The 21667-nt window shown below is 70.6% G+C and carries 21 protein-coding genes and 1 tRNA gene; 2 read left to right on the top strand and 20 right to left on the bottom strand.

Annotated features, from left to right (window positions below; genetic code table 11):
* Positions 1-168 precede the first annotated feature (168 nt).
* The 15 genes from VLY81_RS03120 to VLY81_RS03050 all read right to left on the bottom strand — a co-directional run bounded on the left by VLY81_RS03120 (position 169) and on the right by VLY81_RS03050 (position 12725).
* Positions 169-1041 carry a 2-oxoacid:ferredoxin oxidoreductase subunit beta gene (locus VLY81_RS03120; RefSeq protein ID WP_324669566.1) on the bottom strand — a complete coding sequence of 291 codons (873 nt, stop codon included), beginning with the start codon at positions 1039-1041 and terminating at the stop codon, positions 169-171.
* On the bottom strand, positions 1019-2800 hold the full coding sequence (locus VLY81_RS03115; RefSeq protein ID WP_324669565.1) for a 2-oxoacid:acceptor oxidoreductase subunit alpha: 1782 nt from the start codon (positions 2798-2800) through the stop codon (positions 1019-1021). Before VLY81_RS03115 ends, VLY81_RS03120 begins: the two co-directional genes overlap by 23 nt.
* 156 nt (positions 2801-2956) lie before the next feature.
* Positions 2957-3316, bottom strand: coding sequence for an iron-sulfur cluster insertion protein ErpA (gene erpA, locus VLY81_RS03110; RefSeq protein ID WP_324669564.1), 360 nt, complete (start codon positions 3314-3316; stop codon positions 2957-2959).
* Complete coding sequence (locus tag VLY81_RS03105) at positions 3313-4005, bottom strand: YkoP family protein (RefSeq protein ID WP_324669563.1); 693 nt, start codon at positions 4003-4005, stop codon at positions 3313-3315. The genes erpA and VLY81_RS03105 overlap by 4 nt, the downstream gene beginning before the upstream one ends.
* Complete coding sequence (locus tag VLY81_RS03100) at positions 4002-4781, bottom strand: polysaccharide deacetylase family protein (protein WP_324669562.1); 780 nt, start codon at positions 4779-4781, stop codon at positions 4002-4004. Before VLY81_RS03100 ends, VLY81_RS03105 begins: the two co-directional genes overlap by 4 nt.
* Positions 4778-6010 (bottom strand): MGDG synthase family glycosyltransferase, encoded by a 1233-nt coding sequence (locus tag VLY81_RS03095; protein WP_324669561.1) that lies wholly within the window; start codon positions 6008-6010, stop codon positions 4778-4780. Before VLY81_RS03095 ends, VLY81_RS03100 begins: the two co-directional genes overlap by 4 nt.
* Positions 5959-7452: a DUF4340 domain-containing protein gene (locus tag VLY81_RS03090; RefSeq protein ID WP_324669559.1), complete on the bottom strand. Its 1494-nt coding sequence runs from the start codon at positions 7450-7452 to the stop codon at positions 5959-5961. Before VLY81_RS03090 ends, VLY81_RS03095 begins: the two co-directional genes overlap by 52 nt.
* Entirely contained in the window at positions 7449-8948 is a 1500-nt protein-coding gene (locus VLY81_RS03085; protein ID WP_324669558.1) for a GldG family protein, read from the bottom strand. Before VLY81_RS03085 ends, VLY81_RS03090 begins: the two co-directional genes overlap by 4 nt.
* Positions 8949-8962: 14 nt before the next feature.
* Positions 8963-9670 carry an ABC transporter permease gene (locus tag VLY81_RS03080; RefSeq protein WP_324669557.1) on the bottom strand — a complete coding sequence of 236 codons (708 nt, stop codon included), beginning with the start codon at positions 9668-9670 and terminating at the stop codon, positions 8963-8965.
* A 24-nt stretch (positions 9671-9694) separates the two neighbouring features.
* Complete coding sequence (locus tag VLY81_RS03075) at positions 9695-10414, bottom strand: ABC transporter ATP-binding protein (protein WP_324669556.1); 720 nt, start codon at positions 10412-10414, stop codon at positions 9695-9697.
* Positions 10411-10677: an ATP-binding cassette domain-containing protein gene (locus VLY81_RS03070; protein ID WP_324669555.1), complete on the bottom strand. Its 267-nt coding sequence runs from the start codon at positions 10675-10677 to the stop codon at positions 10411-10413. The genes VLY81_RS03075 and VLY81_RS03070 overlap by 4 nt, the downstream gene beginning before the upstream one ends.
* 95 nt (positions 10678-10772) lie before the next feature.
* Entirely contained in the window at positions 10773-11075 is a 303-nt protein-coding gene (locus VLY81_RS03065; RefSeq protein ID WP_324669554.1) for a DUF3243 domain-containing protein, read from the bottom strand.
* Between the two features lie 155 nt (positions 11076-11230).
* Positions 11231-11305 (bottom strand) — tRNA-Asn (locus tag VLY81_RS03060).
* A 99-nt stretch (positions 11306-11404) separates the two neighbouring features.
* Positions 11405-12172 (bottom strand): enoyl-ACP reductase FabI, encoded by a 768-nt coding sequence (locus tag VLY81_RS03055; protein WP_324669553.1) that lies wholly within the window; start codon positions 12170-12172, stop codon positions 11405-11407.
* 1 nt (position 12173) lies between these two features.
* Positions 12174-12725, bottom strand: coding sequence for a PaaI family thioesterase (locus VLY81_RS03050; RefSeq protein ID WP_324669552.1), 552 nt, complete (start codon positions 12723-12725; stop codon positions 12174-12176).
* A 173-nt stretch (positions 12726-12898) separates the two neighbouring features.
* Between VLY81_RS03050 and VLY81_RS03045 the strand changes: the two genes are divergently transcribed.
* Together VLY81_RS03045 and nagZ are read left to right on the top strand one after the other, a co-directional pair.
* Positions 12899-13702, top strand: a complete 804-nt coding sequence (locus tag VLY81_RS03045) for a GntR family transcriptional regulator (protein WP_324670323.1) — start codon at positions 12899-12901, stop codon at positions 13700-13702.
* Entirely contained in the window at positions 13699-15501 is a 1803-nt protein-coding gene (gene nagZ / locus VLY81_RS03040; RefSeq protein WP_324669551.1) for a beta-N-acetylhexosaminidase, read from the top strand. The genes VLY81_RS03045 and nagZ overlap by 4 nt, the downstream gene beginning before the upstream one ends.
* Before the next feature lie 24 nt (positions 15502-15525).
* Here nagZ and VLY81_RS03035 read toward each other — a convergent pair whose 3' ends face one another.
* The 5 genes from VLY81_RS03035 to VLY81_RS03015 are packed head-to-tail and all read right to left on the bottom strand — an operon-like array spanning position 15526 to position 21649.
* A complete protein-coding gene (locus tag VLY81_RS03035; protein WP_324669550.1) occupies positions 15526-16467 on the bottom strand; it encodes a carbohydrate ABC transporter permease in 942 nt (313 codons plus the stop codon).
* 7 nt (positions 16468-16474) lie between these two features.
* Positions 16475-17362, bottom strand: coding sequence for a carbohydrate ABC transporter permease (locus tag VLY81_RS03030; RefSeq protein WP_324669549.1), 888 nt, complete (start codon positions 17360-17362; stop codon positions 16475-16477).
* The gene (locus tag VLY81_RS03025) at positions 17359-19605 is read right to left on the bottom strand and encodes a DUF5696 domain-containing protein (protein ID WP_324669548.1); all 2247 of its coding nucleotides are present in this window, start codon (positions 19603-19605) and stop codon (positions 17359-17361) included. The genes VLY81_RS03030 and VLY81_RS03025 overlap by 4 nt, the downstream gene beginning before the upstream one ends.
* Entirely contained in the window at positions 19602-20228 is a 627-nt protein-coding gene (locus VLY81_RS03020; protein ID WP_324670322.1) for a YIP1 family protein, read from the bottom strand. Before VLY81_RS03020 ends, VLY81_RS03025 begins: the two co-directional genes overlap by 4 nt.
* Complete coding sequence (locus VLY81_RS03015) at positions 20228-21649, bottom strand: hypothetical protein (RefSeq protein ID WP_324669547.1); 1422 nt, start codon at positions 21647-21649, stop codon at positions 20228-20230. The genes VLY81_RS03020 and VLY81_RS03015 overlap by 1 nt, the downstream gene beginning before the upstream one ends.
* Between the last annotated feature and the right edge of the window lie 18 nt (positions 21650-21667).

The following is a 21667-nucleotide window of genomic DNA, read 5'->3' as shown; positions in this document are numbered from 1 at the left end:
GAGCCAAAAGCCCCGCCGAGGGTGCAAGGGGCCCCTCCTCTCCCTGGCTGGACGACCTCTGGCTCTTGGCTATTCCGCCGGGCCCCGCCTTATGCCCCGCGCGCGATCGGGGCCGGCTCTGGAGGGGCCGGCCCCGATCGTGCCGGTTTTGGGGGACGTGGGACTCGTCTAGCGGAACTGCCCCAGCAGGGTCTCGGCCTGCTCCAGGCTCAGGGGACGCAGCTCCTGCGTGGCGATGGGCCCTTCCTTGAGCGCCGGCACCTGCGCCTCGTACGAGGGCTCGCCCGTCACCTCGTAGATGACCCCCAGCGGGATGTGCTCGCCCCACTCGTGGGCCTTCTCCCAGGCCGCCTCGTAGTTGGACGGATCGTACGACGGGTCGTCGTCGAGCAGGTAGACCCGCTCACGGTACCAGTCGTAGGTGTTGATGCGGTTGAAGATGACGCACGGCTGCAGCACGTCGACCAGGGCGTACCCCTCGTGGCGGATGGCCCGAGCGATGAGCCTGGCCAGGTGCTTGGGATTGCCGGAGAAGCCGCGCGCCACGAAGGAGGCGCCGCCCGCGATGGCCAGGGCGAGGGGATTGACGGCCTTCTCGATGGAGCCATCCGGCGTCGTGCTGCTGACGAACCCACGCTGCGACGTCGGCGCCGTCTGCCCCTTGGTCAGGCCGTAGACCATGTTGTTCTCGACGATGTGCGTGATGTTGGGGTTGCGACGCAGCGCGTGCAGGAAGTGGTTGCCGCCGATACCGTAGCCGTCGCCGTCCCCCGTGATGGCGATGACGTGCAGCTTGGGGTTGGCCAGCTTGATGCCCTGCGCCACCGGCAACGCGCGCCCGTGCAGGGTGGTGAAGCCGTTGGCGTGGATGTAGTCGGGCAGCTTGCTGCCGCAGCCGATGCCCGAGACGAAGACCACCTCGTGAGGGTAGATCTCCAGTTCGGACAGCGCCTGCTTCACCGCATTGAGGATGCCGAAGTCACCGCAACCCGGGCACCAGGTCGGGCGGACCGGGCTGTTATACAGCTTCGCGTCCAGCATGGACGGCCACCCTCTCCAGGCGAGACAGGATGTAGCCCGGCGTGATGGGGCGCCCGTCGTCGCGGGTGATGATCTCGTCGGCCTTGCGCCCCGTCTCCGCGCGCAACAGCCGGGCGAACTGCCCCGTGTAGTTGCCCTCCACGACGACCATGTAGCGCACCCCTTCGATGGCCTGCACAGCCGCCTGGGGGAAGGGGTAAATGTCGACGAAGTGCAACGCGTTGGCCGAGACGCCCTCCGCCACCAGGCGATCGACGGCCTCGTACAGCGCGCCCTTGGACGACCCCCAGCCCACCAGGGTCATCTCGGCCTCCTCGGGCCCGTACCGCTCCGGCGGCCGCATCTCGGCCCTGGCCGCCTCCAGCTTGCGCATTCGCTTGGACTGCTGGGCGATGCGGTTGTCGGCGTCCTCGTCCTCGAAGTGTCCCAGCTCGGTATGCTCGTCGGAGCAGGCCATCTGCACGGCGCCGGGCAGCCCCGGCAGGGCACGCGGCGAGATGCCCGATGGGGTCAGCTTGTAGCGGGCGTAAGGGCCCTGCAACGACTTGACCTCGTCAGCCGACAGCCACTCGCCACGATCGATGGCCACCCCGGTGATGTCGAAGCTGGCCTCGGGCGATGTCTTGAAGCTGCTGGCCAGGAAGCCGTCGGTCAGCACGATGACGGGGCACTGATAGCGCTCGGCCAGGTTGAAGGCCCGTACGCCCACCTCGTAGCACTCCTCCTGCGAGCCCGGCGCCAGCACGATGCGAGGGAACTCCCCCTGGGAGGCGTGCAGCGAGAAGAGGAGATCACCCTGACCCGTCCGGGTCGGCATGCCCGTCGAGGGGCCCGGCCGCTGGGCCAGCACCACGACCACGGGCACCTCGGCCATGCCGGCCAGCCCCAGCGCCTCCACCATCAGCGAGAAGCCGCCGCCGGAGGTGGCCGTCATGGCCCGCACCCCCGCATAGCCGGCCCCGATGGCCATCGCGATGGCGGCGATCTCGTCCTCGGCCTGCTTGGAGACGACCCCGTAGCGGTTGGCCTGGGCGGTCAGCCACTCGTAGAGCGACGACGCCGGCGTCATGGGGTAGGCGGCGATGAAGCGGCAGCCGCCCGCCAGGGCCCCGAGCCCCAGGGCCTGGTTTCCGTTGATGAGGATGGCGCGGCGCCCATCGACCCGGGCCGCCGGCAGGGTCCAACGGAAGCGCCCCTGCCAGTTCTCCCTGGCGAAGGCATAGCCGGCATGGGCGACCCTCAAGTTGGCCTCGGCCACGCCCGAGCCCTTGCGACGGCCGAAGTTCTCCCGGATCACCTCTTCGATGGTCTCGAGGCCGACGCCGATCAGAGCGGCTGCCATGCCGAGCGCCGTGGTGTTGGCCATCACCTTGTTGCCGCCGGCCTCCTCGGCGAGACGGGTGAAGGGCGCGACCAACGCCTGGGCACCGCCGCCCTCGACCTTGGGCGCAAGCTTGGCCAGGGGCTCGTCCAACAGGAAGACGCCGCCCGGCTCCATCTCGGAGAGGTGGGCGTCGACACTGGCCTCGTCGAAGGCCAGCAGCAGGTGCACCCGGTCGGTCGGGGCCGCCACGGGCCCCTGCGCGCTGAGCCGGATGGCGAAGGAGTTGTGGCCCCCTCGGATGCGGGACATGTAGTCGGACCAGGTGAAGACGTGCAGCCCGGCGCGGTGCAGCGCCCGGGCGAAGCCCGCTCCACTCGACTCGACGCCTTGGCCGGCCTCACCGGCCAGCTTCAGCGTCAGCTCCGTTGCCGACACGGGCACTCCCCCCGGCTTCGTGTGTTGAGGCGGTTTGCATCCATGCAACGTTCCGATGCATTATAACACCCCTTCGCTGGCAGCGAAAGGGCCGCCACCTGTATACATGGGGCGTCGCCGGACGCACGGGGCTCGACGCAGGCGCGGGGTGACCCGTCAGTGGCAGCAGGACTGGGGATTGCCCCGGGCCCCCCGGGTCCTAAACGAGCGGCCGCAGCCGCAGGTGGAGACGGCGTTGGGGTTGGTGATGGTGAAGCCGCCGCCCATCAGGGCGTCGGTGTAGTCGACGCGGGCGCCCTCCAGCAGCCGGGCGCTGAAGGGATCCACCGCGATGCGCACGCCCTCGTGCTCGACGACCACGTCGTCATCGCGCATCTCGTCGTCGAAGGCCATGCCGTAAGAGAAGCCCCGGCAGCCCCCCGGCTGCACGAAGAGCCGCAAGAAGAGCCCTGGCCGGTTCTTCTCGGCCAGGAGCCTTCTCAACTGGGTGGTCGCCTCTGCCGTCAGGGTGATCACGGTCGCGTGCCCTCCCCTGGATTGCCTGGCGCAGTATACCACGAAGGAGCCTCCGCCTGCGCCCCGGTCCGGTCGCCGATGGTCGGCCCTCTCTCGCCGAAGCGCCGCAGCAGGGCCCCCGTGGAGAGCCAGACGATCTTGACCCGCTCCCCCATCGCCCCCGCACCGGGGGCCAGTGGGTGGTACAGACTCACCAGCCAGCGCTCGTAGGCCGCCAGGAGCCGCGAGCCGATCCCCTCGGGCAGATCGTGCACCTCGAAGCCCAGCCTCGCAGCCCCCCGGTGCAGCAGCGTCTTGCCGTACAGCGCGACGATGGGCACCGTCAGGCGGCCCGACTCGATCTCGCGCGCCAGAGCCTGCAGCGCCGAGCGCATCTGCGCGCTGAGGACGAAGACCAGCCGGGTCAGTGACGAGCTGGCCACGTCCCTTCGGGCCAGCACCCGCGGGCTGGTGATGTGCACCTCGGCGACCCAGTCGCCGCGCCGCACCACGGTGCCGTCTCCGAGCCGGACGGCCGGGCCCCGCCACCGGCGGAAACCGAAACTCAGCACGCCGTCGCCGGCCCCCGGCACCTGGTAGAGCCGAAAGAGCTTGGCGAAGGCCCACTCCCACCCGGACCAGGCCCGCGCCATCAGGTGTCGCCATCGGCTCCGAGCTCCGCGGCCGCGCGCGTGGGTCGGCCGGCTCACGTGTGGGTGGCCTCCCCTTGCCGGATGGGACGGGCCCGTCGGGGCGCCGCCCCGCCATCGTCGTGCAGGAGCTGCGACAGGGTGACGAACCGCAGCCCCCGGCTCCGGCCGAGCTGCAGCGCCTCGGGCAGCACCTCCGCCAGCACGAGGGGACGGTCACCGGGGCCCGCGTCGTGCAGGTCCACGATGGCGCCGGGGCGCAGGGCCTCCCGCAGGTGCCGGGCCAGCTCCCCGGCGGGAGTCCTCGCTCGCCAGTCGGGAGGCGCGTGCGACCACAGCACCAGCCGCAGCCCCAACTCCCGGGCGCAGCGAGCCGCCGCCAGGTTGAAGTGGCCCCACGGAGGACGGAAGAAGCGCGGCCGCTGGCCGTCCAGGATGCTCTCCAGCACGGCGACGGCCTCGAAGAGTCGCCGGCAGCTCTCGCGGGGTCCCGTCAGCCACAGCGGACGGTGGTCGTACCCATGGAGGGCGACCTCGTGTCCCCCCTCCAGCAACCTGCGCACGACGGCGGGATGCCGGCGGGCCCCCGATGCCAGTACGAAGAAGGTGCCCCTGGCCCCGAAGGCCTCCAGGGCCGAGGCGATGCGGGCTGTCCAGACGGGGTCGGGCCCGTCGTCGAAGGTGAGCGCGAGCTGCCCGCCAGCACCGGGCCCCTCCCGGATGACGCCGCATCCCAGCCCCCGATACCAGACGTCGGCGCCCACGGTGTACGAGAGAGCGGCCAGCGCGGTCCAGGCACCCGCCAGGCCCATCAGGAGGAGGCCCGTGCCGCTCACGGCAGGCCGCGCCCCAGGATGAGCGAGGCCGCCTCCGTGGCGGCATCGGGGCGCCCCAGCTGGCGGGCACGCTCCGCCAGCTGGCGCCGGCGCTCGGGTGCCTGCAGCAGCCCCTCGACGACGAAGGCCAGCTCGGCGGGCGACGCGGCCACCTCCGCGGCGTCGTGGCGTCGCAGGTACGCCGCGTTGCCCTCCTCCTGGCCGGGGATGGGCGAGTAGACCACGGTGCACGTGCCCATGGCCAGGGCCTCCGAGACCGTCAGCCCGCCCGGCTTGGTCACCAGCACGTCACTGGCCGCCATCAACGCCGGCACCTCTTCGACGAAGCCCAGCACCCGCACCGGATGCGGCGAGCCGGCCAGCTCCGCCTCCAGGGTGGCCTGCAGGTGGCGGTCGAAGCCGGCCACGACCACCAGCTGGAGCGGCTCCGGCAGGCGCGCCAGCCTACGGCACGCCTCGACCGCGCCCCGCATCATCCCGTGAGCCCCGATGAGCATCACCACGACGGGCCGCTCGGCATCCAGACCCCACCGGGCGCGAGCCGCCTCCCGATCGACGGGTCGGCGGAAGCCGGACCGGATGGGGATGCCCGTCACCTCGATCCGGCTGGCGGGGATGCCCCGCGCCATCAATTCGTCGGCGACGTCATGGCACGACGCCAGGTAGAGGCCGGTCGATGGATGCACCCACTGACTGTGGAGCACGTAGTCGGTGATGACCGTCGCCGTCAACGCGGGCTCGGGCCAAAGCTTGCCGTCGCGATGGAGCTCGGCCACCACCCCGCCCGGCGTCGGGTGGGTGGAGACCACGACCCGGGCCTGCGTCGCCTCGATGGTGCGGCGCAGCGCCGACTCCCCCAGGTGGTACAGCCGCTGCTGCAGGAAGGAGTCGGGGTCGATGCGCGCCGTGCGCTCGTAAAACTCCCGCCACAGCACCGGCGCCTTGCGCACCGAGTAGATGTAGGCGAGGCGGGTGGCGGCGTTGAAGACCGGATTGATCAGGTCGAAGAAGTCGATGCTGGCCGTCCGGATGCCGGGACGCACCACCGCCATGGCCTCCGCCAGGGCCCGGGCAGCCTGGATGTGTCCCTGCCCGTAGGTGGCTGTCAGCATCAGCACCTCCGCCGGCTGAAGGTCCCGCCATGCGGGCACGGCCCGCAACGGCAGGACGGCCTTGCTCAGCGACTGGCGGAGGGCGACGAGCCGGCTCCCTGCTCGGGTGCCGTCCATTTCGCGATGACGCCCTCGATTCCCCTCAGCGCGTCGTCGGCGATCTCGTAGACCAGCCGGTCCTGGCCCTGCTCCACGTAGACCCTTCGCAGGGCCGCACTGCCCCCGTCCCCGGCCGCCGCCTGCAAGGGCACCGGGATCACCAGGCGGGTCACGGGGACACCGTCATGGCCCGCGACCGTCAGCTCGATGACGGTGGCCTGGCCCCCCGTACTTCGCTGGGGAGGTTGGGCCCCCCTCCCCACCGCGGCGACGCCCTCGGCCTGCAGCCGCCACAGGGAGTCCAGCCACGACTCGACCTCGCCCGTCTCCAACGCCTCTCCCTGGGGCGCCAGCCTCCAGCCGCCCTGCGGGTCTCGCTCCAGCGTGTAAGGGCCCGGGCGGCCCTCCATCCCGATGGAGATCCGCTGGATCTCGGAGCGGGCCAGACCCAGCACCCGGCGCCGGACCCAGTCATCGGCAGCCGCCTCGAGGGCCGCCTGCAGGTCCGACTGGGGGAGGGTGTAGACGGAGGGGCTGCCGGCGAGCTTGACGTAGCGGCTGCCCTCGTCGGCCTCGTGGCCCACCATCACGACGACGGTGGCGGTCGTCTCGGCCTGCTCCGAGGCGACGTACTCCACCTCGATGACCGCTCGAGGCGAGGCGAGCCCCCAACCGGCCAGCGCGTCCGCCGACGGCTCGTCGTCGACGAAGCGGCCGATCCGGGCGAACTCGAGATCCCGCAGCACGCTCTCGATGGCCTGCGTATCGCCGGGCGCCTGGTACGGAGCCATCAGCCTCCACCGCCTCTCGGCGACCGGGGCCTGAGGGTCGCGCCGGGCCTCCAGCGTCACGCCGTCCCGCCGGATCCGCACCAGCCGGACGTCGTCGACCGCCAACGGCACCAACCGGCGCTCCCGAAAGCTCTCCCAGGAGCCCGTGATCTGCTCGGCCACGTAGGCGTCGATGGTATAGATGGCGCCGCTCCGCTCGTCCTGCGCGTAGTACGCCGGCAGGCCCTGGGAGACGGGGGTCGGGTCCCCGACCCGCAGCCGCCGGCTCGACCCGTCGGCCAGCGTCAGCGTCAACACCGCCTGAGGAGGAGCGAGTCCGAAGGCGGCCGGATCCACGGTGCCGTCGCCCTCCCCGTCGGACGGTCCGGATGCGATGACGCGGCGCGCCTCGAGGGGCGCCAGGGCCCGCAACAGCGAGTCGACGGCCGACGAGCTGGCCGGCACCGGCCGCGGCCGCCCGATCCGCCACCCGTCGCCGTCTCGCTGGATCTCCACCGTGACGCCGTCGCGGTGCTCCACCACCAGCGCCTGCACCTCGGCGGGCTCCACCTCCAGGACGGTCGTGCCCGGCGCTTGCCGGGAGCCGGCCGGTCGCATCCAGACTGCCCAGACGGCCAGCAGCCCGACGAAGACGACGCCGGTGGCCACGGTCCAGACCGAGCGTCTCACAGGCCTCGCCTCCGCCACCAGACCAGCACGCCGGCCACCACCACCGCCAGCGGCATGCCCAGGGTGGTGCCGTAGAAGATGCCCCGTGCCTGGCGGCCCGTCAGGAGCACCGTGGGCAGCGGGGTGGTGGTGGGCCGGATGGTGACCATCTCGCTCTGGCCGGCCAGCCACGTGATCAGGTTGGCCGCGAAGTCCCGGTTGCCCTGGAAGGCGAAGGAGCCGTTGCGGGCGAAGGTGGAGTTGCCCACCACGACGGCGACCGGGACCCGGGTCGTCTCGCCCTCCGACGGCTGGGCGGACGCTTCGTCCGCGCTCGCCGCCGACGTGGCCTCAGACGTGGCAGTGGCTGGCGCCACCGGCTCCTCCCGCTGGATGGCCAGGGCCAGCTCGAGGGGGCCCGCCACGTCCTCCCCGTCACGTTGCCAGCGCTGGCCGCTCACGTCGCGCTCGGCCCAGGCGCGGTCGGTGCTCACCATCAGGGCCGTGACGCGGTCACCCGACGCCGCGCGAAGGGCCTGAGCGCCCGGCAACACCACGCCCACGTTGGCCTGGATGAGGGGACTCGTCACGTCGTGCCACCGCAACTCCGGCACGGGGCTCAGCGCGTCTCCGAAGAGAGCACGGCCCGGGTCCACGACGACCCCCGGCACGCGCTCGACCCCCAGCGTCGCCAGCAGCCCATCGACCTGCGGGAGCTGCCGGTTGGGCAGCGGGTCGAGCCAGAGCGCCAGCCGCCCTCCGCGCTCCTGCACGAACGCCTCCAGCATCTCCCGCTCCTGGACGGCCAGATCCGTGCGAGGTCCGGCCACCACCACGACCCGTGCGTCGTCGGGCACCGAGTCGGTCAGCGCGAGGTTGAGGGTCTTGACCGTGAAGCCCTCCCCTTCGAGATAGCCGCGCAGCTCCGAGTAGTCGTCGTAGGGGCTTCCCTCGCCGTGGCCCTCCAGGAAGTAGACGACGCTGCCGCCCAGGCCGCTCAGCTCCAGCAGCGCCCGGGTCACCGCCTGCTCCCCTCGGAACTCCATCGCGCCGTACAGCGACGAGGTGAACAGGTTGAAGGGCTCGATCTTGCGGTAGTTGCTCCCCATCTCCACGACGACCGTGCCCGCGGCGCGCACCTCGTACTTCTGGGCCAGGGTCGGCTCACGATCGGGGTCCACCATCCGCACCCGCACCCGGTCCGACGCCAGGCGGTACTCTCGCAACAGATCGCCCAGGCGCTCGGCCTCCTCGGTACCCTCGAAGACGAAGGCGTACAGGGTGACGGGCTGCCGCAGGCGGTCGAGGGCCTGGCGACTCTGCGGAGCGAGCTGGAAGCGCTTGTCAGCCGAGAGGTCGAGGCGCAGCGGGCGCTGGGCCAGCATGACGTTGAGGAGGACCACGATGCCCACCACGAAGAGGGTGAAGAGCGTGGCGTTGGCCCCACGCGCCAGCCGCAGGCGAGCACCCGCTCGCGTCAGCCGCTGGATCCCACCGATGCGCTCGGACTCTTGCATCGCGCGCCCCCCCCTCACATCCACGTGCGCCGCTCGAGGCTCCGCACGCTCAAGAAGAGCAAGATGGCGATGGCACTCACGTAGAAGAGCACGTGCGTCGAGTCGACGAGCCCCTTGGTGAAGTCGTCGAAGCGCTCGAAGACGGCCAGCTGGCGCGCCGCGTCGGCAACGGGCCCCGTCATCGCGAAGGCCAGCCAGTTGATGACCCACATCAACAGGATGAGACCGAAGCAGAGCAGCCCCGCGACCATCTGGCTGTCGGTCAGCGACGAGGTGAAGACGCCCACGGCCAGGAAGGTGCCCCCCAGGAGCAGCGCGCCCAGGTAGGACGAGAGGATGGGGCCGGCGGGAGGGTCGGAGAGCCAGTACAGCAATGCGGGGTAGACGGCCGTCAGCGCGAGCATCCCGGCATAGAGGGCCAGGGTGGCCAGGTACTTGCCCACCACGATCTGGGCCGGCGTGGCGGGCAGCGTCATGAGCAGCTCGTCGGTGTGGCTCTGGCGCTCCTCGGCCAGGGATCGCATCGTCAACAGCGGCGTCACCAGCAGCAGGATGACGCCCAGGTTGAGGAAGTACGGCCGCAGGTCTGCGATGCGGGTGGCCAGCAGGATGACGGAGAAGAAGTAGCCGGAGATGGCGAGGAAGACGACCCCGGCCGCGTAGGCCAGCGGCGAGACCAGGTAGCTCTTGAGCTCCCGCTTGAAGATGGCGAAGACGGCCATCGGCGTTGCCTCCTCCTTCCCCCGTCAGGTCCTGGCGTCGGGCTCCAGGTCCTCGTGGGTGACGAGCTCCAGGAAGACGTCTTCGAGGCTGCGGTCGAGGCTGCGCATCTCCAGGATGGGCAAGCCCCGGCGCGCCAGCGCGAAGAAGATGGCCTCCCGGACGTCTCCGGCGGCCTCGCCATCGGCTCCGCCGGGACCGAGGTCGAGCTCTGCCACCGCGGTCCCCTCCTGGCCCGGCCCGCCCGGCCACCGGACCTCGACGATGCCCGGCACCTCGGCCAGCGCGGCCTCCAGGGCCTCACGGTCACCCCTCACCTCCAGCCTCAGGTGCCGTCGGCCACCCAACCGGGCGGACAGGTTGTCGGGGGTGTCCTGCGCCACCAGGCGGCCCTTGTTGATGATCAGGACCCGCTGGCACGTGCTGGCCACCTCGGGCAGGATGTGGGAACTGAGCAGCACGGTGTGTCGTCCGGCCAGGCTCCGGATGAGCTGGCGCATCTCGATGATCTGGCGGGGATCCATCCCTGCCGTGGGCTCGTCCAGCACCAGCACGGGCGGCTCCCCCACCAGGGCGGCCGCCAGGCCCACCCGCTGCTTGTAGCCCCGGGAGAGCCGGCCCGCCAGCCGGTGCGCCACGTCGGCGACGCCGGTCCGCCCCATGATCTCGTCGACGTGGCGGCGGCGCCGGTGTCGCGGCACCCGTCGCATCTCGGCCACGAAGAGCAGGTAGCCCCGCACCGTCATCTCGCCGTAGACGGGGGGATCTCGGGGAGGTAGCCGACCCGGCTCTTGAGGCGCACGGGATCGTCCAGGGCGTCGACGCCGGCCACCCGGACGCTCCCGGTCGTAGGAGGCATGTAGCCGGTGACGATGCGCATGGTGGTGCTCTTGCCGGCCCCGTTGGGCCCCAAAAAGCCGAGGACCTCCCCTGGCTCCACCGAGCAGGTGAGGTCCTGGACCGCCCATCGCTGGCCGAAGCGCTTACCGACCTGGACCAGTTGGATCACGCCGCCGCACCCCCGGCTCCCGATTATAGGGGATGCGGGACCGGCCGTTCAAACGGGGCCGGGCCTGTCGCCACCCATGGCCCGGCCTGGCCGGCTCAGCTCAAGGTGAAGCCCCGGCCACGGTCGCGCTGGTATCCACCCCCGACATCGCCCGCCTGCCCCACCAGCTTGACCAGGGCCGAGGCGATGGCCCGCTGCTCCCCCTGGTCGGCCACGCTCCAAAGCTCCTTGAGCACCCGCTGCTGGGGGTTGGCCGGGTCCACGTGACGGGCCAGGAAGTCACCCACGCGTTCGGCGTAGTCGACCAGCTCCCGGCTGCCGAGGCCGGCCTCCCGTCCAGCCGAGACAGCCTGCGACAGCCATCGCTTCCACTCCTGCCACGCGAGGTCAGCATCCATGCCGGTATCGTCGCTCCCCTCTCTCGACGCCTTGCGGCTCACGGCCTCACCCGCAAGCATGCCCGGCGGAGAGGGACGCTACACGCGCCGAAGCCGTCGAGATCGTCGCGGCGGGACTCACGAGATGGCGGAAAGAGCCACGGGGACGGGAGGGATGGCTCCTCGGGCAGGATTCGAACCTGCAACCCCCCGGTTAACAGCCGGGCGCTCTACCATTGAGCTACCGAGGAACGCCACCGGCCGCCTCGTCCGGCGGCTGGACCGGCCCGAGCGGGCCCGCGGCCCTCATTATAGTCGCGCCCACCCCGCCTCGCAAGCGGGGCCCGCCCTCAGACGCCCATGACGTGGTAGCCGGCGTCCACGTAGATCACCTCGCCGGTGATCCCGCTGGCGCCCGGCCCCAAGAGGAAGGCAGCCGTCCGGCCGACCTCGTCCACCTCGATATTGCGCCGCAGGGGCGCCCGCTCGGCGTGGGTGCGGCGCATCTCGGTGAAGCCCGAGACGCCCCGGGCCGCCAGGGTGTTGATGGGGCCGGCGGAGATGGCGTTGACGCGGATGCCCGAAGCCCCCAGCTCGTAGGCCAGATACCGGACCGAGGACTCCAGCGCCGCCTTGGCCACGCCCATCAAGTTGTAACCCGGCATCACCTTCTCGGAGCCGTAGTAGGTCATGGTCAGCACGCTGCCACCGCCCCGGGCTTTCATCAGGGGCTCGGCGGCGCGGCAGAGCGCCACCAGCGAGTAGCAGCTGACGTCGAGGGCGATCCGGAAGGCGTCCCGGGGTGTCTCGACGAAGCGGCCCTCCAGGCCCTCCCGGGGGGCGTAGGCCACGCTGTGCACCAGCATGTCGAGGCCTCCCATCTCACGGCCGACCCAATCCATCAGGGCCGCCACGTCCTGGTCCGAGCTGACGTCGCAGGCGAAGGTGGCCGCGCCGATGGTGGAGGCCAGCTCCTCCACGTTGGGGCGCAGGCGCTCGTTTTGGTAGGTGAGGGCCAGGCGTGCCCCCTCTTGCGCCAGGGCCCTGGCGATGCTCCAGGCGATGCTCCTCTGGTTGGCCACGCCCAACACGAGCGCGACCTTGCCTTGCAGGCTCACGTCACTCGCCACCCTTCAAAAAGGCCCCGACACCCGGCCACCGCCACAGGTCCGCCACCGCGTCGGGCGTCACGGGCCGGCAAGCGAGCAGGCGGTGTACCGGCACGGTCGACGGCTCCACCTCCACGAAGCGGCCGCGAGCGGCGGCGACGAGCCGCCCCTCACCGTCCAGCAGGCGGGCCACAGCCCGTCCTATTCGTCTGGGCCCGCCCCTTCCCTGCGAGTCGTCACCAGGCGGCGCCCCTCGGGCCGGGGCCAGCCGCGCTACCGCGACGAGCGGCACCTGCGGGGGCGCCGGTCGGACGAAGCGCACCTCCAGGTGAGCCGTCAACGAGGGGATGCCGGCCTGCCCGTAGACCGCGTACCACATCGCCTCGTCGAGCAGAGCCACCACGGCCCCGCCGTGGCCGATGCCGGGGAGGCCCACCAGGCTCGGCGGCAGCGTCGCCTGCACGAGACCGCCCAGTTCGCCGGCCACCACCCGGGCGTGGAGGCCTCCCTCGTTTTCGCGACCGCAGACGAAGCAGGCGGAGGTCCAGTACTCGAAGGCCATGGGCAGAGCCTTCGGCGGGCCCCCGAGGGCTCCTGGTGACCGTACTGGATCGGGCGGGTGAAGGATTCGCCGGAAGGTCCAGGAATACCAGAGCGAGGCGGTGGTCCAGACCGTCGCGCTCCCGGAGGCGGGGTCCCATCCGCAGGGGCGAGGAGAGGTGGGGCGTGGGCACGATGCCGACCACGGTCAGCCGTCGAGATCCCGTGCTCGACGCGTTGCGCTGGACGCCGGGCGCCCGCGGGAGCGCACCCCTCTACGTCCAGCTCAAGCGGTCGTTGCTGGACCTCGTCGAGCGCGGCGAGATCCGCAACGGCCAGCGAATCCCCTCGGAGCGGCAGCTCGCCCAGCATCTGGGGATCTCCCGCATGACGGTGCGCCAGGCCCTCGTCGAGCTGGTGCAGGAGTCGGTCCTGGTACGACGGCAGGGGCGGGGCACGTTCGTCGCGGAGCGCAAAATCGAGCAGGGTCTGGTCTCGCTGACCAGCTTCAGCGAGGACATGCGGCGCCGCGGCATGCGCCCGGGGGCCCGCCTCCTGGAGATGGAGGTCCAGGAGGCGCCCCCCAAGGTGGAGCGAGCGCTGGCCCTCGACGCCGACCGGCGGGTCCTCGTCATCCGGCGCCTGCGCCTGGCCGACGGCATCCCCATGGCCCTCGAGACCAGCCACCTCCCCGTCGCCCGGGTACCGTCGGTACCACGGGGGCGCGTGGCCGAGGGGTCCCTCTACGAGTACCTGCAGGGCGAGCTCGGGATCGACCTCGCGCACGCCCACCAGACCCTGGAGCCGGTGCTGGCGGGAGAGAGCGAGGCGCGCCTGTTGGGCGTGGAGCCCGGCAGCCCGTTGCTCTTGATGGAGCGCACCACGTACGACGCGGCCGGCGAGCCCGTCGAGTTCGTGCGCTCCCTCTACCGGGGCGACCGCTACAAGTTCTTCGTCGAGTTGCGACGAGACCGCCCCGTGCGTGGTGAGAGCTCGTGATCGCGCCGGGCCGCCGCGGCGTCGTCGCCGCGCTGGCGGTCGTGGGCCTGGCGGCTGCCGTGCTCGGCTTCGCGCTCGGCCGGCTCGCACCCACCGTCAACGAGCCGGCCACGGCAGGCCCCGCCGCCGGGACGTCGCCGTCACGCATCAGGGAGTGGGTGGCCTCCATGACCATCGAGCAGAAGGTCGGCCAGATCCTGCACGTCGGCTTTCCGGGCGTCGAGCCGGGGCCCGAGGTGGAGGAGTTGATCCGGCGGCACTACGTGGGCGGGGTCATCCTCTTCGCGCGCAACGTCGTGGACCCCGTCCAGGTCGCGCGGCTGACCAACGCGCTCCAGGAGATGGCGCGCTCGTCGGGTGCCCGGGTACCCCTGCTGGTGAGCGTCGACCAGGAGGGCGGGCTGGTCGCCCGGCTGACGCGGGGGGCGACGGTATTTCCCGGGAATATGGCGCTCGGAGCGGCGGATTCCGAGACATTGGCCTACCAGGCCGGCCTGTGGACCGCCCGGGAGCTACGAGCCGTCGGGATTCACCAGGATTACGCGCCCGTCCTCGACGTCAACAACAACCCGGCCAACCCCGTCATCGGGGTGCGCTCCTTCGGCGAGTCGCCCCAGCGGGTCGCCGCCCTGGGGGTCGCCATGATCCGGGGGCTCCAGGACGGCGGCGTCCTGGCCACTGCCAAGCACTTCCCCGGCCACGGCGACACGGCGGTGGACTCCCACATCGACCTGCCGACGGTCGCCCATCCGATGGAGCGACTGCGGCAGATCGAGCTCCTGCCCTTCGAGGCGGCCATCGAGGCGGGCGTGGCCTCCATCATGACCGCCCACGTCACGTTTCCGTCGGTGGACCCGACCCCCGGCCTGCCCGCCACGTTGTCGTCCCGGGTGCTGACCGGGCTGTTGCGCGAGGCGATGGGATTTCAGGGGCTGGTGGTGACCGACGCCCTGGAGATGGGGGCCATCGTCAAGCGATTCGGCATCGAGGAGGCAGCCGTGCAGGCGGTGCGGGCAGGGGCCGACGCCGTGCTGGTGGCCTGGCCGCAAGACTGGGCCACCGCGGTGCGAGTCGCGCGCCGCCTGGTGGAGGCCGCGCGCTCCGGCGAGATCCCGGCGGCCCGCCTCGAGGAGGCCGTCAGCCGGGTGATGGCCGCCAAGGCGCGGGTCGGGCTGCTCGACGGCGATCCCCGTGTCGACGTCGCCGCCGTCCCGCAACGAGTCGGCTCGTCGGAAGCCCGCTCCGCCGCCCTGGAGGCGGCGCGCCGCTCCGTCACCCGAGTCGCCGATCCCAACGGTTTCGTCCCGCTGGGCGAGGGTCGGCGGCTCCTCGTCGTTGTGCCCCGCATCCAGGACCTGACGGGGGTCGAGGAGCGAGGCGCTCACACCACCGGCCTCGGTGCCGCCCTGGCGGAGGTGGGCTTCGAGGTGGAGGAGCGCACCTACCCCCTGGCCATCCAGGCCACGGAGGTGGAGCGCCTGCTGCAGGACCTCGCTCGCTGGGACGCCGTGCTGGTGGGCACCTACCGTGCCTGGGAGCCCCGCTATGCCGGCCAGGTGCAGCTGGTGCGACGGGCCTGGGAGCTCAACCTGGGACGCCCCACCGTCGTCGTGGCGTTGCGGGAGCCATACGATCTGGGGGAGATGCCCGACGGCCCGGCCCTGCTGGCCACCTACGGCACCACCGCGGTCTCGCTGCAGGCCCTGGCCGAGGTGCTGGCCGGGCGGACGCCGGCTGACGGCCGGCTGCCGGTCGGCCTGCCGGGGCGCTGGCCCGCCGGTCATCGGTGGCAGCCCTAGCCCGGCTGCGACGGGCGACGCCACCTACTCGACCAGACCGGTGCGCTCGATGCTCTGGACGAAGTAGCGCTGCGCCACCAGGTAGATGAGCAGCGGCACGATGATGACCAGCAGCGAGGCCGCCATCAACAGGGGCTCGTTGTAGAGCTCGCCGGCCTGGGCGCCGGTGACGATCTGCAGCCCCGTGTAGAAGATGTTGAGGCGCAGCGGCAGGGTGAAGCGCGCCTGGTTGTGCAGGTAGACGGACGGCTCGAAGAAGTCGTTCCAGTGCCAGACCAGCGAAAAGAGGAAGACGACCAGGATGGCTGGCCGCGCCAGCGGCAGCATCACTTGGAAGTAGGTGCGCAAGGCGCCGGCCCCGTCGATGCGCGCGGCCTCCTCCAGCTCCCACGGCTGCCCCCGGAAGAACTGACGGAAGACGAAGATGAAGAGCGCTCCCCGCAGCCCGTGCCCGAAGAACGCTGGCACGATGAAGGGGTAGTACGTGTCGATCCATCCCAGGCTCCGGTAGAGCATGAAGAGCGGGATGACGATGGTCTGGGGCGGGATGAGAAAGGTGAGCATCGCCAGCAGGAAAAGGATGTCCCTGCCCGGGAACCGTCCCCTGGCGAAGCCGTACCCCACCAAGGAGGCCGACAGCACCTGAGCCACCGCCGACAGGCCCGAGACGATTGCGCTGTTGACCACGGCGCGCGGGTAGAAGAGGCCCTTGAAGGCCAGGACGTAATTGTCCCAGTGAATCCGGGTGGGGATCCAGTAGACGGTGGGGTCGACGAAGTCCTCCACGGTCTGCGCGGAGGTCACCAGCAGGTAGAGCACGGGAAACAGGAAGATGAACGAGATGTCGACGACCATCAGGTAGGCGAAGGCCCGACTCGCCGCCACCCGGAGGCGGTGGCGGAGCGCCATCCACGAGACCCGCTTGGATGCAGCCGTCACGGCCGTGACCATCCTGGACGTGCCCATCGGTCGTCTATCGCTCCCCGGCGTAGAAGATGCGGCGCTCGGCCACCTTGAAGATGATCACCATCAGCACGAAGGCGAACGCGAAGTAGATCCACCCAAGGGCGGCCGCGTAACCCATTCGAAACTGTCCGCTGAAGGCGACATCACGCACGTAGGTCAGGATGGGGTTGAAGACCGACGTAAAGGAGTCGACCAGGGTGTAGATGGCCACCACCAGGATGATGGGGGACAGCATCGGCAACGTCACCTTCCAGAACATCTCCCACTCGGTGGCGCCATCCACCCGGGCGGCTTCGTACAGGCTGGGGCTTACGCTCTGCAGGCCGGCCAGAAAGAGGAGCACCTGCACTCCGGTGCCCCAGAGCACCAGCGCGAGGCGGTTGAGCAGGTCCAGCACCGCCGACGCGGGCGCGGGGCCCAGGTAGGCGACCAGGAACTCGGCGAACCCCTCGGCGCTGCGGATGATGCTGAGCCGGCCCACATCCTGCGCTTGGAGGTGCTGCACTACGGCGCCCGACCCGATCACCACCGGCAAGAAGAAGACCGCCCGAAAGAACGCGTCCCCTCGCAGCCTGAGGTTGACCATGAGGGCCGTGAAGAGGGAGAAGACCACGACGGCCGGGATGTCGACGAGGGTGTTTCGCACCACGTCGATGAACATGGGGACGAAGTTGGCGTCGACCAGGAAGCTCTCCCGATAGTTGTCGAGCCCCACCCACGAGGTGCGGAAGCCTACCAGCTGATCCAGTTTCTGGAAGCTGAGCAGAAAGGATCGCACCAGCGGCCAGAGCGCGAAGGCGACGAAGCCCACCAGCCACGGCGAGATGAACGCGAAGCCCTCCAGGGCCCGACGCGTGGCCAGCGAGATCCGAAGCGGCCGCGGGCGCGCGCTCATGAGCCAGCTCCCCCCTCGTCCCCCTGGGCCCACAGGACGACGTGTCCCAGGGGAGGCACGGAGACGGAGCGGGGTGACCTCTCTCCGTTGAGCGAATACGCCTGCGCGCGGTAGTTGACGATCACCCGGCTCCCATCTTCGTAGCGCACCTCGTAGACGCCCTCGTCCAGCCGGCGGTGGGCCTGCATCGGGACGACCTGCAAGCGTCCCAACTCCTCGACGAGGATGCGGTAGTCCTCCACGAGGCTGTCGATCCAGTCGGTGTAGCGAGAGCTGTACAGCTGCGAGAACCAGGTGTCGGCGAGGCTGGACGTCGCCTCGTACGTCAGCACGTAGCGCGGGAGCGCGCCGAACTCGATGGCGCGCAGCCTCTCGATTGCGGGATCCGCCCGCAGGTTGCCGGCCTCGAAGAAGTCGCCACTGTACGGAACGTAGCCGTGCACCACCATCTGGTAGAAGGGCACGGTCTCGTCCGCGAAGAGCAGGCGCCCTCCTTCCGTCGGGATGTCGAGGAGGCGATCCACCGAGCCCAAGATGAAGCCGTTGCCCTTGTTGACGCCCACCTTGAGGCCACTGTCCCGGTAGACCCCCGCCAGCTCTTGCAAGGCTGCGATGAAGTCTGCCCGGCCCATGGCACGGGCGGGGTTGTGGTCCACGTGCACGAGGGCACCGACGTTCTCGTCGACGATGCCGGTGACCCCCAGGGCGGCCAGGCGTGGCACATCTCGGCGGGCAATGGCGATGGCCGCGAGGGGGTTGAGCAGGTAGTAGCGGCGCTCCGTCCGCAGCGACGGGACGGGGCTCAGCGCACGGGAGAAGCCCAGCAGATCTCGTGAGGCACGCCGCACCACGTCGCGCCGCTCCGAGTAGCCCGCCGCTCCCTGGGCAGCCCACAAGAACTGGTCGTACAGCCACACCTCGATACCGTGATCCCGGGCCCAGGCGACCAAGTCCCGCAAGCCGGCCTCGCCGCCCAGCGCCTTCTCCACCGGGAAGCGGGCAGGCGGCGCCCCCATGTAGCCTCGGCTCGTCCACCCCATGAGCGTGAGCGCCACGCGCTCGACCCCGTGGCGACGCAGCTCCTCGAGGATCTCCCGGGCCTGGGCGAAGGTCGTCATCGGCACGAGACTGCTCCACAACAAGAGGGGCTTCTCGATGGCCATGAAGAGCGAGAGGTCGAGATAGCCGGCGAAGTCGGGCGGGATGGCCCGCGCCAGGCTCCCAGCCTCCAGGAGATGGCGCCGGTAGGCCCGTGCCATGCCCGAGTAGTCGGCATCCTCGCCGTGCAGGAAGACGTAACGCACCGAACGATCGCCAGCGATCAAGGCCTCGTCGACCTTGTCGACGAAGGCGTCCCGTCGCAAGGCGACGCTGAACCGCTGCCGGAAGTGGAAGATGGGCGCCACGCGGTACAGCGGCAATATATAGCCGCTGGGTGAGAACTCGATCTGGGCGTTGGCGTCCCCCTGGGTGATGAAACCCACGTAGGCGGCCGATCCCCGCTTGATGCCGAAGACCGGCAGCCTGACCTGGCCGGCGCCGCCCGGCGCGTACTCGGGGCCGCTCTGGTAGACCCACTCTCGGAAATTCTGCTGGTAGGTCGGGTGGTCCACCTTGAAGCGGGTGATGGCACCCGGCCCGTCAGGGAAGAAGGCGTACCCGTCGTCGAGATCCGTGGCCGCCCCCAAGAAGGGAAGCGGCATGATGCTGATGAGCTTGAGTCCACCCGGCCGCTCGTACAGCGAGTCGAAGGGGATGCGCAAGTCCAGGTGGTCCTCGCCCAGGCTCAGCTCCCATGCGAAGCCGAAGAGCTTCTCACCGGCCGGATCGAGGATGTCGTAGCGGACCCGGGCGCCTCGAGGCGTGGGCTCGACCGTGCGAACGGGCCGGTAGCGAGACGTGTTGAGGACACCCCTCGGCTGACGGTCCGCCTCGGCATACTCCAGGATGAAGCCCGCGTCCATGTGGGCCCGCCACAACCCTACGATGCGCGTGCCGGGCGGCAGGGACGGCACCGAGGACCAGACCGCGCCGTTGCGGAGATCCGTCACCTCCACCTGCCCGGTGTCGGCCGCCACCCGCATCTCCAGGTGGGCCGAGCGCGCCACGACGGCTCCGTCCGGCTCCGTCGCGACGGCCACGCCCGCTCCCCGAGCTGTCGGGGTCGGGGCCATCCACGACAGGACGGAGACGACCAGTGCCGTCGCCAGGCGGACGCTTGCGCCAGGGCCTCGAGTCGTCACCGCAGCAACGCCTCCCGCACCACTTCCCTGAAGAAGTGCAGCACCTGGTCCGTCAAACCGTAGATGGTGGCCGCCACCGCCCACGTCGCGAGCATGGTGGCCAGGGTCAGCAAGGTGATGGCCAGCGTCTGGCCCCACTCGTAGTTGTGGATCACCTTGACGGAGATGAAGAAGAGCAGCCCCGTCCATGCGTAGACCATCGCCTGCGCCCCGTTGACCAGCGCCGCCTCGCTCAGGGTCAGGACGTTGGTGGCCAGCGAGATCCAGGGCGTAAGCAGCACGTAGGGCGCCAGGCAGTAGGAGGAGGCCACGAAGATGGCTCGGAGCGTCCCCTCGCCGTAGAGGATGGCGGTCACCGCGTAGTTGGCCACCACCCACGTCAGCAGCGGCACTAGAAGGCGCAGCACCTCCCCCGCGAAGTTGACCTCCGAAGGCTCGGCGGACGAGAAGTGGAAGGCCGTCGTGAAGAAGGTGGCGACCCGGACGGCCAGCGCCAGGCCGATCATCACTATGGCGGCGCCCACGCTGCCTCGCTGGCGCAAGCGCTCGAAGGTCTCCTGGGGCTCCACCAGCACCCAGATGGCGAACCGGGTGCTCTCCCACGCCGCCGCGACCAGACCCATCACGCGTATCCCCCGTAGTGACGCCGGGCAGCCTGCATGATGCGGCCAGCCCCTCGCACGGCCAGCCACACGCCCGCCAGCGCCCCGGCGACGATCAGAACCGTCCACCCGAAGTTGGCACGCATCCAGCGGTAGCGGAGCTCCGCGAACGCCCGTGAGTAGCCAGCCCGATCCTTGCCGTAGCGAAACTCCTGCATGGCCTCACCGGGGTGCCCCTGCTTGAGCAGGGCCCTGCCGAGCCCGCGATGGGCGATGAGGTAGTTGGCGTCGAGCCGCAGCACCTGCCGCCAAGGCTCGCCCGCCTCCTCGTAGCGCCCGTCGTAGTAGAGTGCCGAGGCCCGGTGCACCAGCTGCATTAACTCGGTGGGCCGGAAGACCTGGATGACATTCTGTTCGCGGTCGGCGACGTACAGCCACCCCCGCTCGTCGACCTCGATGGCCGATGGGTACAGGAAGCGTCCCTCCCGCTCGCCCCGCCCCCCGAAGACCAGGAGGTTGTTACCCTCCTGGTCGTACTGGTAGACGAGCTGGGAGGCGGCGTCGACGGCGGTGACGATGCCCGTCTCGTCCACCGCCAGATCGGTGAAGTGCGGGAGCACCTGCTGCAGGTCCCGATACCACGCATGGCCGTAGGACTTGTCGGGGTAGGTGTTGCGGCCGATGGAGTTGAAGCGCTTGATCTGGCCCCGCTGCGCATGGACCGTCGTCGTATAGATGAACCCCTGGGCGTCCTGGGTCAGGTTGGAGTGGGGAGGCGGCAGCAGTCGGGCGATCCGCTCGCGCTGGGCCTCGGTGGCCAGGAGCCGGATCAGCAGCCGCCGCCAGTCGAACCCGACGGGGTTGGGTGCGAAGAAGCCCCGGAAGTGCCCATCGAGGTCCAGCAGCACGATGCCCCGGTACTCCCCCTCGTTGACGACGTTGAGGTAGCCCCGGTTGTCGACCAGCAGCTTGGAGGGCTTGAAGGTGAAGCTCGGGTCCAGCAGCGAGGAGACGGGCGCCTCGTAGGTCCGCACCCACTGCCCCTCTCGCCCGAAGACCACGATCCGCCCGTTGCCGGTGTCGGCGACGTAGACCGTGCCATCGTCGTCGACGAAGACGCCCTGCGGCCGCTGCAGGCGGCCGGAGCCGGGGCGCGGCAACACGGCCTGCACCTCGCCCTCGCGCGTCATCTTGAGGACCCGGTGGTTGCCGGAGTCCACCACCCACAGGTACCCCTCGGCGTCAAGAAATAGGTCCTGCGGCGCCTTGAGGCCTCCCTGCTCGGTCCGCACCGACAGTACCCGGTCGACGACGTAGCCGGCCGGCGTGCGCAAGAAGCGCTCGGCGACGTCGTCCCAGACCCACTGGGGCTCCGCCGCCCGGACGACGGGCGCTCCGGTGGCCGAGGCCGCCAGGAGTGTCCAGCCGAGTAAGCTCGCCATGCAACGTGTGCGACGACC

Origin of the sequence: Limnochorda sp. LNt (genome assembly GCF_035593265.1) — a bacterium.
Taxonomy (GTDB): Bacteria; Bacillota; Limnochordia; order Limnochordales; family Geochordaceae; genus Geochorda; species Geochorda subterranea.
Note: the sequence above shows the minus strand (reverse complement) of the source record. Positions and strands in the feature narration are given on the sequence as shown.